The 13,536-nt window shown below is 61.7% G+C and carries 8 protein-coding genes; 5 read left to right on the forward strand and 3 right to left on the reverse strand.

Features of this window, described 5'->3' with window-relative positions; translation table 11 throughout:
- Window positions 1–410 precede the first annotated feature (410 nt).
- Genes AAFP29_RS19205 through drmC form a run of 4 tightly spaced genes read left to right on the forward strand, consistent with a single transcriptional unit; the run spans window position 411 to window position 10,152 of the window.
- On the forward strand, window positions 411–3,641 hold the full coding sequence (locus tag AAFP29_RS19205; protein ID WP_419219007.1) for an Eco57I restriction-modification methylase domain-containing protein: 3,231 nt from the start codon (window positions 411–413) through the stop codon (window positions 3,639–3,641).
- 10 nt (window positions 3,642–3,651) lie between these two features.
- Complete coding sequence (drmA, locus tag AAFP29_RS19210; RefSeq protein WP_419219008.1) at window positions 3,652–7,536, forward strand: DISARM system helicase DrmA; 3,885 nt, start codon at window positions 3,652–3,654, stop codon at window positions 7,534–7,536.
- Window positions 7,533–9,371, forward strand: coding sequence for a DrmB family protein (gene drmB, locus AAFP29_RS19215; RefSeq protein WP_419219009.1), 1,839 nt, complete (start codon window positions 7,533–7,535; stop codon window positions 9,369–9,371). Before drmA ends, drmB begins: the two co-directional genes overlap by 4 nt.
- A gap of 1 nt (window position 9,372) precedes the next feature.
- The gene (gene drmC, locus AAFP29_RS19220) at window positions 9,373–10,152 is read left to right on the forward strand and encodes a DISARM system phospholipase D-like protein DrmC (RefSeq protein ID WP_419219010.1); all 780 of its coding nucleotides are present in this window, start codon (window positions 9,373–9,375) and stop codon (window positions 10,150–10,152) included.
- A gap of 405 nt (window positions 10,153–10,557) precedes the next feature.
- Here the strand turns inward: drmC and AAFP29_RS19225 are convergent, their stop codons facing one another.
- On the reverse strand, window positions 10,558–11,241 hold the full coding sequence (locus AAFP29_RS19225) for a hypothetical protein (RefSeq protein ID WP_419219011.1): 684 nt from the start codon (window positions 11,239–11,241) through the stop codon (window positions 10,558–10,560).
- Between the two features lie 586 nt (window positions 11,242–11,827).
- On the opposite strand from AAFP29_RS19225, the gene AAFP29_RS19230 reads away from it, so the two are divergent.
- Window positions 11,828–12,565, forward strand: coding sequence for a sulfite exporter TauE/SafE family protein (locus AAFP29_RS19230; RefSeq protein WP_419219012.1), 738 nt, complete (start codon window positions 11,828–11,830; stop codon window positions 12,563–12,565).
- Window positions 12,566–12,574: 9 nt separating this feature from the next.
- Here AAFP29_RS19230 and AAFP29_RS19235 read toward each other — a convergent pair whose 3' ends face one another.
- Together AAFP29_RS19235 and AAFP29_RS19240 are read right to left on the reverse strand one after the other, a co-directional pair.
- Complete coding sequence (locus tag AAFP29_RS19235) at window positions 12,575–13,060, reverse strand: peroxiredoxin (RefSeq protein ID WP_419219013.1); 486 nt, start codon at window positions 13,058–13,060, stop codon at window positions 12,575–12,577.
- The gene (locus AAFP29_RS19240; protein ID WP_419219014.1) at window positions 13,057–13,476 is read right to left on the reverse strand and encodes a DUF3052 domain-containing protein; all 420 of its coding nucleotides are present in this window, start codon (window positions 13,474–13,476) and stop codon (window positions 13,057–13,059) included. The genes AAFP29_RS19235 and AAFP29_RS19240 overlap by 4 nt, the downstream gene beginning before the upstream one ends.
- Between the last annotated feature and the right edge of the window lie 60 nt (window positions 13,477–13,536).

Consider the following 13,536-nt stretch of genomic DNA (forward strand, 5'->3'; position numbering starts at 1 on the left):
CGGTTGAAACGCCGAAACGACAACTACTTCGCGCCGCCTACTACGAGTGGCGCGATGCCGTTGATGAAGGCGACGAACTACTGCCTCAACTACACGAAGCCTGGGTGAACCTCGTTCTCACTGAGCTTCTTGAGTTCGACTTGGAGTCTGCGACTCCTGGTACGGCATGGGTCGGTGAGCTCCCGTCGGTCGCGTCGCCTGATGCCGCATCAAGATTCACTCCGTCGTGGATCATCCATGCACCCGGCTCAATCCAACCGCGCTCGTTCATCTCGGTCGTCCGGCCTGGAGCGCCCCTCGATTCGGCCGCCAACGCAGATGGCTGGATCGCCAACGAAATTGAACGCATGACACTCCTGTGCCGTGCACACGGTGTGCGCGTCGGCATCGTCACCAACGGGGAGTCCTGGGTGCTCGTCAATGCACCGACCGACTCACCTTCCGGGCAGACGACGTGGCACTCGCGCTACTGGTTTCAGGAACCAGCCACGCTCAAGGCCTTCCAGTCTCTCCTCGGAGTGCGCCGCTACTTCGGCCCGACCGCCGAGACCCTCGAAGCACTCCTTGATGAGTCACTGAAACACCAAGAGGAAGTCACCGACACGCTGGGCGAACAGGTCCGCCGTGCCACTGAGGTTCTGATCCAAGCCCTCGATAAGGCGGATGAGGATCGCAACCGGGAACTCTTGCACGATGTGCCGCCCGCTCTGCTTTACGAGGCATCCCTCACCGTCATGATGCGCCTCGTGTTCATCTTGTGTGCCGAGGAACGTGGCTTGTTCCTACTCGGTGACCCTGTTTACGACCAGAACCTCGCCATCTCAACCCTCCGAGGACAACTCGCCGAAGAAGCTGACCAGGACGGTGAGGAGGTCCTGGAGCGAAGATACGACGCTTGGGCGCGAGTTCTGTCGGCCTCGCGGGCCGTCTACGCGGGGATCAACCATGAGGACTTGCGACTACCCGCTATGGGCGGCTCGCTCTTCAACCCTGACCGGTACCCCTTCCTCGAAGGTCGAGCCCTCAGCACCTCTTGGTTTGACACTCCTGCCAAACCGCTGCCAATCGATAACCGCACGGTGCTCTTGCTACTCAACTCGTTGCAGGTCTTGGAGCACACCCGAGGTGCGCTCGCTCTCTCCTACCGGGCGCTAGATGTTGAGCAGATCGGGCACGTATACGAGGGATTGTTGGAGCACACCGTTGTTCGCGTTCCGGAGATCACTCTTGGGCTCAGAGGCTCCGCAAAGAACCGCTTCCCAACGAGCGACTTGGCCTCACTGGAATCATTGCGCCTTGACGGCGTTGAGGCTCTGGTCGTCCGTCTCGTAGAGATCACGGGGAGGACGGCATCCTCAGTTCGAAACGACTTGATGAAGCCTGTATCGGATGCATTGCGTGCCGATATCCTCATATCTGCCAACGGTGACCGGCTGCTCGCAGATCGTGTTCGACCATTTGCCCACCTCATCAGGACGGATGCTTGGGGAGAGGCAATCATCTACCGAGCGCAGTCTTTCATGGTCGCAGCTGGAACCGATCGGCAGGAAAGTGGAACACACTACACGCCACGGTGGCTCACGGAGCAAATCGTGCGCGTTTCTCTTGAACCGGTCGTCTACATCGGCGCAGGCGAAGGCATCCCGCGCCATGACTGGGTACTCAAGTCTCCTTCTGAACTGCTGGAAGTCAAAGTCTGCGACCCAGCGATGGGGTCAGGAGCGTTCCTCGTCCAGGCCTGTCGATACTTAGCCAATCTTCTTGTTGAATCCTGGTCGTTGGCTGAGGCTGATGGCTTCAGTATCACAGCGAACGCCGAGGTAGTCGATGAGCTTGCCGCACGTGAGCCCTTGTCCCGGAACACGAATGAGCGAATCATCGCAGCTCGGCGCCTGATTGCGGAGCGTTGCCTTTACGGCGTGGATGTTAACCCACTCGCCGTGGAGCTCTCGAAGCTCTCGATTTGGCTCGTCACTCTCGCTCAGGGTATGCCCTTCGGCTTTCTCGATCACAATCTCCGCCCGGGGAACAGTCTTCTCGGAATGCAGACCCCGAGCCAGTTGGCCGCATTCTCAATGACTCCAATCGCGGCCGAGCAGCCACAGCCAACTGTCTTTACTCAGGTTGTCGAACAGTCTATGGCGGAGGCACTCACAGTTCGCCGTCAGTTGAGGGCCACGAATATCCGCGACGTTGCAGACGTCGAAAACATGGCCACGCTTGATCGCATGTCCCGCGCTCGCACCGCGCAGATTTCCCTACTGGCAGATGCAGTTTTGGCTGAGACCATCCGTAGCGAAGGGAAGAAGCGCCAACTCAGCGCAGCCCTGGGTCGTCTAAGCACGTCCGCGATGGACCTGCTCGACGGCAATGAAGAAGTTGCCCGTGAGATTAGTTCGGTTGTCCGCGCCGTATTGCCCGCCACGAACACCTTTCACTGGTTCCTAGAGTTCCCAGAGGTGTTCGATGGCGGCAAGAATGGGTTTGACACAGTAGTTGGCAATCCGCCGTACATCAACGCTGTGGAAATGTATCTCGGCGCGTCGCCCTTCGCGCTCAAGAAGTACTACTCAGGTCACTTCGTTACGGCGGTTGGCAGTTACGATGCGTTTGTTCTCTTCTATGAGCGTGCTATGGCGATCGCTGGAGAGCAAGCGACAGTTGGCCTCCTGATTCCGAACAAGGTGCTCAGCGCCGAGTATGCAGAGGCGCTTCGGCGTCAGATCGTCTCAACGTCTACGGTGCGTTCGCTTGTGGATTTCTCGACCACCGGCGCCTTCTCAGCGAGCGTCTACCCGGTTGCTCTAGTTACCAGCACACCATTCGCGGACCGCGACTGCACAGTTCTTGATGCCAAAGGAGCGATTCGGTCCGCGGCTTCGCAATCATCCCTGCGGACTGCGCCGCGGCACCTGTGGTCGTTTCTGCTCACTGATTTTGCTGAACTTCTTAGCTCGGCCCTGGCCTCAAGCGTTGACCTCGGGCGACACTTTGACGTGTCTGCGTCCGCAACAGTGTCCGAAGCCTACGAGATAGCGCCGTTTGTGCAGTCCAATCCGGACGGACTAGTCCCGCCGAGCCACGCGCAGTTTGTCGTCAGTGGGAACGTTCGTCCCTTCGGGACAACCTGGGCTGAGTCACCGGTTCGCTATCTCAAGGCGAGGTATGAATTTGCCTCGGTCGCGCTAGATGGCTTGCCGCCTAAGAGAAGGCTCCAGACAACGTCGCCGAAACTGATCATTTCCGGGATGTCGAAGCGTCCCACGGCGTTCCTTGATGAGCATGGCCGGTACTGCGCCGGTAAATCGACCGTTATTGTGCTGCAACCCGACAGCGAAGGTATTCCGCTAGGTCTCTTGGGACAAGTACTGAACTCACGCGTCGCAGCATTGATATACCTGGGACTGTATGCGGGACTTGCCTTGTCGGGCGGATACTTGCGCTTCGGGTCACCGCAGATCTCAGCTTTCCCGATTCCGGCAGGGCTCACCAAGACGCGTGATGCTGAAGCGAAACTGGATGAAGACGCGCTGGCGCGCCTCTACGGCTTGAACCCGGAAGAAGTGTCGGCCGCATTTAAGGCGAACTTCAGCGACCAGGCAGAAAACGATGCGAGCAACCGTACGTCAGCGAGCGAGTAAGGAGGAGTCAATGGCGAATGCATGGATTGTTAATGGCGGGTCTGAGCTAGCTGAAGGGTTCGCTCTGACCCTTGAGGTTGGTGTTGCCGACTTTGACGCGATGAAGGGCGATGGGCTCCTCATCCATTCCGATGGGCTGGCTGTAGCAGTCGGCCGCGTCTATCGCCTGAGAAAAGCGGCAGGTGAAGTCACTCTCTATCTCGACGCTCTCGCTCGTGCTGACGAACCCGCCCCGCTTGATGATTTGAGTCTCACCGGGGGTTCATCGACAGCCGCGGCTCGCGTCGAGTGGGATGTCTTTGATGGTGCAGTTGTCAGGCTGACCGGCGAAAGCTTCGACGCTCTGCCAAGGCTGGCAGGCACGTCGAAGGCTGAGCAGGCGTACGTCCGTGACCTGCTCCGCTTCGCTGTTGTAGATGACCTACTTGGCCCTGCCAATGGCCCGCACGAAGAGATTGTGGGAATGAGCGTCCGAGATCGCTACCTTGTTGGAAAGCTGGCCCCGCTCGACCCATCGCACGACGCGCCGACTACGACGGAGCTCGCCGAAGAGGACGTACCTGACGGCGATACCCCCCATGACCTGCGGGCGTACGGCAACGAGGCCCACATCAGCCGAGATGCTGTACCAGCAACGAGTCCTGCTGAGGAGCAGGATGAGCCGGAAGTCAACCCTTCGGAGAGTCAATCGCTCGTGCCGTCGTCGATGGGCCTCACGTTCTGCGTCGCGGACGACCAACCGGCCGTCGAGGTCGCTGTCTCGTGGGGACGTTACGTTCGAGCTAAGACCGAGGACACGGGCAAGCGTTGCTGGAAACGTCTGCCTGCGGGCGGAACGATCACGGTGGTTCTCTCCGAAGGCTCGTTGACGCCGACGACGGTGGATGATGCGCTGCCGGAGGTTCGGCTCCAAGGGAGCGTGAGCCAGCCGCTTGGGCAAGGCGATCGTCTGGTCACTCTGTTCTTGGTCAACGGGCAGACTGAGCCTCGGCAGAACCGCGATCAAGCGTGGGTGTTTCAGCCGGAGATCGTCGTCCGTGATGCCGCGGGGAGCTCGATCTTCCGTCGCCGTCCGCTGCTCCAGGTGGAACAGCACGATGAGGAACGTCTGTCCTTGGAGATGATCTATCGCAGGCGCGTTGAGTTTGCGACCGGGCACGGCATCTCGGTGCACGCGGCCGCCGATCCCGCGAATCCCGAGTTGGCTACTGAGATACGAACCGCCGTCATCCCCGACGAGGAAATCCAGATAACAGAGGCACCGGGGGCTGACCCGGCCGACCGCGCTGCGCTCCGCGCCCTGCGTACACAAGGGCTGCTTGACATGGAGAAGTTGGCCGACCCAGCGGAGCTCACCGACGAGGAGTTGCTCGCGGCCCTGACTGTTCTCACGGGCGACTACGAGGACTGGATCAAGGAGAACCGCGCCGTGATCGGGGTTACGGTCGAGGGCTACGACGCCCAGGCTGCTGAGGCGCTGGGACGTTGCGATCTGGTTCTCGCGCGGCTCAAAGAGGGCATCTCAACGCTCCGCAGCAACAAGGACGCGATGTCTGCGTTCCGGTTTGCCAACCGTGCGATGGCCCAGCAGCGTGTGCGGAGCATCTACGCGCGCAAGCGCCGACAGGGCGAAGCCGTGACGGTGGACGAACTGAACACCCCTGCAAACCGCACCTGGCATCCATTCCAGCTTGCCTTTCTGCTACTGTCCGTCCCGGCTCTGGCCGACCCGTCGCATTCAGACCGGACCGAGCCGTTGGCTGCCTATGCCGACCTGCTTTGGTTTCCGACCGGTGGCGGGAAGACGGAGGCGTACCTCGGCGTGGCAGCTTTCGCGATGTCGATACGTCGGCTCCAAGGCGCGCTAGGCGGCGTAGACGCCGGCCGAGGCCTCGCCGTCATCATGCGGTACACGCTTCGCTTGCTCACCTTGCAGCAGTTTCAACGTGCCTCGACGCTGATCTGCGCTATGGAGTTGCTCCGGAAGCAAGCCCCGGACGTCTGGGGAACTGAGCCGTTCGCTCTCGGGCTTTGGGTGGGCGGGAGCGTCACACCGAACCGCACAGAGGACAGCCACGACGCCATCGAGAAGGAGCGAGACAACAGGCGCGACACTGGATCAACGCCTGCCCAGTTGACGAGTTGCCCCTGGTGCGGCTCTGCAATCAATCCTGGTCGTGACATCACCGTCGAGAAGTACCCCGGCTCAGCCCGAACGTTCATCTATTGCAGCGACAAGTATGGACGGTGCGAGTTCTCCAAGGCCCAGTACCCGGAGCTGGGTCTGCCAGTGGTTGTCGTGGACGAAGAAATCTATCGCCGTCCTCCCACGATGCTCATCGCGACCGTGGACAAGTTCGCCATGATGGCATGGCGCGGCGAGACTCGGACACTGTTCGGCGCAGCCGCTCTGGAGTGCCCCCGGCATGGCCTCCTGTGGCCCGGTAGCCTGTGCCAGGGCAATCACAAGGCCGAACGAGGCAAGCCTGCCACGCGAGTGAAGGCCATCTCTCCGCTTCGACCACCGGACCTCATCATCCAAGACGAGTTCCACCTCATCAGCGGGCCACTCGGGACGATGGTCGGCGTCTATGAGACGGCCGTCGACGAACTCTCCACATGGATGCTGGGCGACAAGAGGGTCAGACCGAAGGTCATCGCTTCTACCGCAACCGTCCGCAAGGCCGAGGAACAGGTGAACAACGTATTCCTCCGTCAGGTGGCGATCTTCCCGCCGCACGGCCTAGATGTCGAGGACAACTTCTTCTCTGTCCAACGTTCTACCGAAGACAGGCCAGGAAGGCTCTATCTCGGCATCTGTTCGCCTGGTAGCTCTCGACCTGCGGTGCTTATCCGGGTATACGTCGCGCTGCTCACTGCGGCGAAAACACTCTTCCAGGACTTCGGCGCCGCTGCGGACCCCTATATGACGCTCGTTGGCTACTTCAACTCGCTGCGCGAACTTGGCGGCATGAGGCGACTCGCCGAGGACGACGTGCAGACTCGTGCGTATCGAGTGGAAATGAGTGACGTGAGCCGCCCGGGCTTGACGCAGCGCTCGGTGAACCAGGTCGATGAACTTACTTCGCGTGTCACGAACAAGGAGATTCCCCAGAAGCTTGACCGCCTGGAACTCCCATTCAAGGAGAAGTGGGAGACAGGGGAGGCGAGAGCGTACGACGTTGTTCTAGCGACGAACATGCTGTCGGTCGGTGTAGACGTGAACCGCCTTGGTCTCATGGTAGTAAACGGACAGCCGAAGAACACGGCCGAGTACATCCAAGCAACGAGCCGTGTCGGTCGCGCTTTCCCGGGCCTCGTGGTCACCGTGCTGACGTGGAGCAGACCACGCGACCTTTCGCACTACGAGACCTTCGAGCACTACCACTCAACGTTCTACAAGCACGTCGAAGCGCAGTCAGTGACACCGTTCGCGCCGCGAGCGCTCGACCGGGCCCTCACCGGAACGATGGTCAGCCTGATGCGCCTGAACAATGACGGCCTGAACCCGAATCTCGGCGCCCAGGCTATGGATAAGACTGCCGGCCCAGAAGCGACCCAGGCGATCAAGGCCGTCTCCGAACGGGCCTGGAAGGCGAAAGACAAGGCTGCGCGAGACCTTGTCGTAGGCATGGCGCGAGACCGCACCGACCGTTGGGCGAAAGAATCAGCGATGGGAGGACGGCGGCTCGGATACGAGACAGAGCGGGGCCAAGGAGACGTAGTCGCGTTGCTGAAGAAGCCCGGCGCCCAAGCTTGGGATGAGTTCACCGTGCCTATGTCGATGCGCGAGGTCGAGCCCGGTGTGCAACTCGTCATGGATGCTGCCAGACGGACTGCTGACGCTCCGCACTGGAAGCCACGTCCGCAGCCGACGGACGGAGATGCCCAATGAGCACGAACAACTACGTCGTCGGGCAGGTGCGTCCGAGCCAGCTGCTCTGGGCGTACGGGCCGGGCTCGATTGTCGATCTGCCGAACCTGTCGGTCGTGACGATGGGGCTGAACAAGTGGGACCCGAACCGTTGCCCTCCCGTCGAAGAAGCTCGGCTTCTGGCCGAGGTCAAGCGCGTCCTTGGCCCTCAGGTGCAACGGCTGCGCATCCCGCCGTTCCTCAAGGAGGACCGCCCCGACCCCTTCTCAGCAGAGGGTCGCGTCGGAGTGCCGGTCAGCCCGTTCCCACGATGGCTGCGCTGCATCAAGTGCGGACTTCTCGCTGAGTACGACTCTGGACTCTTCGATATCAAGAGCTTCCCCTACCGTCCCGAACGAACACACTTCCTACACACGAACTGCGACAAGGGAAAGCACGCCGACGCCGTACCGGCCCGCTTCCTCCTCGCCTGTCGCAACGGTCACCTCGACGACTTCCCCTGGAACTGGTTCATTCACGGCGGAATGGACTGCAAGGGCACGTTCCGGTTCTTCGAGCGCGGGGCATCCCTCCAGACCGAGAACCTGTGGGTGAAGTGCGACACCTGTGGCAACGCGCGCTCGCTCGTTCACGCCTTCGGCAAGGACGCTGCCGACAACCTGCCTGGGTGCCGAGGACGCCATCCGCATCTCGACTCGTACGAAGATTGCACGCAAGAGCCGCGCACGATCCTGCTGGGTGCCACCAACAGCTGGTTCCCCGTCACCCTCTCAGTTCTGGCGATCCCGCTGGAGAGGAACCAGCTCAGCCAGTTGGTTCTCGACGGATGGGAGCACTTTGCCGATGTCGAAGACGAGGCCGAGCTCAAAGGCATCGTGAAGACTCTTGTCCGCACCAGCGCTTTGCCAGGTATCGACAAGTGGGACATCCCGAGTATTTGGCAAGCAATCCAACACCGGAGTTCAGGCAAGGCGATCGAGGTCGTCTCAGAAGGCGACATCAAGGGGCCCGAGTGGGAGGTGCTGACCTCGCGGAACCCGCCGAACGACTGGCCACACTTCATGAGCACAAGCGTGGCAGCTCCGACCGGGTATGAGCGCGAGGTCAAGCGCGTGCTTCTACTCGAACGACTCCGCGAGGTGAACGCCCTTGTCGGATACACCAGAGTCGAAGCGCCCGAGGAGACCAGCGATCCTGACGAACGTCCCCCGATGGCTGACCTCACCCGGGGCACGACCGAATGGGTCCCCGCCAATGAAGTTCACGGCGAAGGCATCTTCATCGAGTTCAACGAGTCGGTCATCCAGTCGTGGGAGAACGGCGCCCACGTCGCTGATCGCGACAAGACGCTGTTTGCAGGACATCAGGGCTGGCGCAACGCGCGCCACCTGAAGCCGGATTCTGGGTTCCCTCCGAGTCGATACACGATGCTTCACACGATCGCCCACCTCCTTATTCGTGAGCTGGCGCTTGAGTGTGGATACAACGCTGCCAGCATCAGAGAACGGGTCTACGCGAGTTCCGACCCCCACGCGCCAATGGCAGGCATCCTCCTCTACACCGCTGCTGCTGACTCGGACGGTACTCTCGGCGGCTTGATCGACCTCGGCAAACCGGACTTCCTCGGCCGGCTGCTCGACCAAGCGCTTGAACGCGCTTCGATCTGCTCGTCCGACCCTCTGTGCGCCGAGCATGATCCGAGCAAGGATCGTTCGCTGCATGCCGCCGCCTGCCACTCGTGCACGTTCGTCTCCGAGACCTCTTGTGAGCGCGGCAACCGCTATCTGGACCGAGCACTTGTGATCGCAACTCTCAAGGACAGCGAGGCGTCTCTGTTCCGCGAGCGTGGTGCCTGACATGGACGATTTGCTCGCCGTCATCGCGGAGTTGGGGCTTGAGCTCCATCCTGATCGTGTTCGGGTGGTCGCGTCGAATATTGAGGGCCTCGGGTCGGTCGAACAGTTCGCGCTTGTTCGCCCGTCCTTCGGCCCTAACGCAGATAAGCATCTGATTGCCAGGTTCGGCCAGGCATGGCACGACACGGACTTGATGACGCCCAGGGATGTTGCCACCGCCCTGCGCGGAGCATCAGCTACGGCCATCGAGCAGGAGCGCCGCGGTTCAGTAGAGCTGACGTGGACAGGACCGGCTTCGAGACAGGTACCCATCCGGCACACCGAACAGGTGCTGATGGAGGTCATCAACGCTGCGCAACGACGTCTCTTCATCGTCAGCTTCGTCGCCTACCAGGTAAAGTCGATCAGTGGGGCGCTCGCTGATGCGGTGGCGCGGGGCGTTCAGATCGACGTCCTACTGGAGTCGTCGTCCGCGCACGGCGGCAAGGTCGACCACGACTCGGCTGCGGCGATGCGAAAGGCCGTCCCTTCGGCGCGGCTCTTCGCGTGGTCAGCGCACGACAAGGGCGCCGGTGGCCAGTATCCAGGTGCGGTTCACGCAAAATGCGCTGTCGCTGACGGCCAGATCTCGTTCATCACCAGCGCGAACCTCACCTCCGCTGCGATGGAGCGCAACATGGAACTCGGCGTGCTCGTCAAAGGGGGCAATCTCCCCGAAGAACTCCACAGTCACCTTGAGGCGTTGATCGCGACGAAGGTGCTGGAGCCCGTCATCGGGTGATCGTCTTCACCGGCAAAACCTGCGGGCTACGTGCCTTCACCGAAACCGTGCCACGGTAGCTACCGTACAGGTAGCGACACCCCGGCCAGTGTGCCAAGAGTGTGCCAAGACGCGCACAAACTGGCCGGTTCTGACTGTCACGGCCTGGACCACGAAACGTCCTGACCTGTACATACTAGACTCAGCGATACGTACTGACACGGCCGTTGGCGTTCTTACACACCAGCGGTCAGGGGTTCAAATCCCTTTGCGCGCACCAGGTCAGTGAAGATATAATCCGGTCGACTCATGACGCGGTAGAGCTTGACCTTGCTGGACAAGGTCTACCGGGCATTGAGGCTCGAATGGCTCAGCGCCACCGCCGCACTCGTGCACCACCTCCGGACGTTCAGCAAAAGTGAGCTCTCATTCCAGGCCCGGTACCAACCTGCGAAGGTCGACCAACTCGATGTGCGCGGCAGGCCCGGCGGTGAACTCCGCGACAGACAGCGTGCCGTCTGGGTCGAACCGCTCGCCGAACCGCGCTCGGGTATGCGGTGACGATCGCCCCAGAGTCCATGACGCCTTCGAGGCCGAGGTGCGCAGGAAGTGCGTCGGCCGGTCCCCGACGACGTAGAGTTGCGCCCTGCGGCCGGATTCATCCAAGGCGAGATGCACCAGGTCGGCAAACACGCCGCGCTTGCGCATCGTGTCTGCGCCCTTCCATTGGGCGACCTTGAACTCCGCGATTCGGCGATCAGTTTCAAGATCGAACGGCCTGCTCTTGTCGTTACCCGCGCCGAGTGACGGACGGTTGGTCACCCGCTCGCAAGGTTCGAGAATCTGCGGCAGAACCAGCGAGATAGTCGACGCATGGATAACGTCGTTAAGCCGTCCGACCTTCGACCGCACGGCCAGCGCCGCCGCCAGCAGGTCTACTGACAGCCCGTGCTGCTCCGCGACCGCGCGGGCTTCAGTCGCGGTCGCCTCGACCAGAGCGGACTCCACCTGCGCGAGCTGTGTGGTGAGGCCGTTTCCGCTGAGGAAATCGGAGAGCACAGCAAACGCCGCCGCGAGATCATTCGAGCTGGTCGTGTGATCTGCGGTCATCAGCAGATGATTCCACAGCGACGACTATGGCCGCAGAGGCTACCAACTCGCCGCCTGGTAGATCTAAGACGTTCCACCCTCCACTCCCAACGCCTGGGCCGGCCAACGTTCCTTGCGCCGACCCAGCGACGCGCGGATCTGCATCCAGCCCCAGGAATGTCGAACCAACCGCGAATAGCGGTCCACTCACCAAATAGATCGGGCCGGCCACTCGGCTATACGACGCCTGATTATCGACGTCGCGGTAGGCCCAGCCGGGTGCTGCGACGCCCCGTCGAGAATCAGATACTGCAAACCCGCGGGTGCCGAGGCGACACAGGTCATTCGCGGAGATCGCATTGAAATCACAGGTCGCGGGCTCCAGGATCACAGTGATACCCGCCCAGTGAGCGAATTGCCTAAGAGGGGGCACACAAGTTCCGCGAACAGCAGCCGCTTCGAGTCCCCAGGAGACTCCTTCCGGATGAATGCTTAGCCACACGCCACGGATTCTAGGTCTGTCCACGACGGGACTCGGCGCGCACCATCAGAGCGCACTCGATGACGCACCTCAGAACCACCAACCCCCACCCCGTAACCTACCGGGGTGACCGCCCTTGACCTCACCTTCCTCGTCGTCGCGGGTTTCGCGACCGGCGTGGTGGGATATGTCTCCGGTCTCGCCTCCATCATTTCGTACCCGGCGCTGCTCGCCGTCGGACTCTCGCCGGTGGCCGCGAACGTCACCAATACGGTGTCACTGGTCGCAGTCGGTGTCGGGGCGACAGCAAAAGCCAGCGGGAAGCTGTTTCAGCGTGGGTACACGCTCGCAATCTGGGCGGCCTGCGCCGCGGGCGGCGGCATCATCGGCGCACTACTCCTGTTGATGTCTCCTGAGGGAGCATTCGAGGATGTCGTCCCCTACCTCGTTGGCATGGCGTCAGTCGCGCTACTTGCCCAGCCGATCGTGCGGCGACATATCGGCGATGCCGACCTGCCACACGTCATCCCCGTCTCGGTGTTCGTGATTTCCATCTACGGCGGCTACTTTGGCGCGGGTGCGGGCGTCATTTTCATGTCGCTCCTACTCGTGTTCACCGCCGAATCCATGTGGGACGTAGCGATTCTCAAGAGTTTTCTACTTGGTGTCAGCAACCTGGTCGCCGCGATCGGATTCGGCTTTTTCGGCCCGGTCCATTGGACCGCCGCGCTGGCACTAGGCGCCGGAGCCTTGGCGGGCGGCTGGTGCGGACCGCCGATCGTCGCGGCAATACCGCCGACTGCACTGCGCATCGGCGTTGGGATCAGCGGCCTCGGTCTCGCTGCGTGGCTGGCGCTGAGCTAAGCCCGCGAGTCAACTCGCCGCTACCCTCAACGCGTCGTCCCACACCGAATCATCGCGTGGCGCACCGGGTTCGGAGGCATGCGCGTACAGCACCGTGCCATCGCTGTCGACGACGAAGGTGCCGCGCAGCGAATACCCGCGATGCTCATCAAACACTCCATATTGCCGAGCGATCTCACCATGCGGCCAGAAATCCGACAAGATCGGGAAAAGGAAGGCCTGGGCGACCGACCACACCTTGTGTGTCGGCGGCGGACCGACCGATACGGCAACGGTGACATGCGACTGGGTGTCGAACTCGGGCAGCCGATCCCGGATCATCCCCAACTCGCCTTCACAGTTGCCGGTGAACGCGAGCGGGAAGAAGACCAGCACCACCCGACGGCCATCGCGGAGCGCGTCGAGTTCGATGAGTTGATTGTTCTGGTCGCGAAGCGCGAAGCCGGGCGCACGAGATCCGACCGACACGAGGTCGGCGGTTGGCGCGGACGTCATGCGCGTTTGCCTCGCGATTTCGGCTGCACCAGACGGGCGGCCGACCATTGTCCGAGACTGGCAACTGACGTCTGCGTGAGACCGGCGGTCGGTGCGGCTTCGGCGATCTCGCTCGGGTCGACGTAGCCATCGCTCCCGGTCTTCGGCGATATGACCCAGACGTAGCCGTCGTCGGCGAGGGGCGTGATCGCATCCATCAGCGCATCGACGAGGTCACCGTCGTCCTCTCGCCACCACAGCACAACGACATCAATTACGTCGTCGGCATCTTCGTCGAGCATTTCCGAGCCGATGACTTCCTCGATGTCGGCCCGCAGGTCGTCGTCGGTGTCTTCGTCCCAGCCGAGTTCTTGCACCACCAAACCGGACGTGAATCCTAGCTTCTGGGCACCACTACCCTCTGTGGCGGATACCACCGCGTGCGACCTCCTAGATCTGTGCCGGCTGACTGCCGGTCGTGTCTGGTTGCGCGGCAT

It is taken from the genome of Gordonia sp. CPCC 205333 (assembly GCF_048537885.1).
In the GTDB taxonomy this organism is placed as follows: domain Bacteria; phylum Actinomycetota; class Actinomycetes; order Mycobacteriales; family Mycobacteriaceae; genus Gordonia.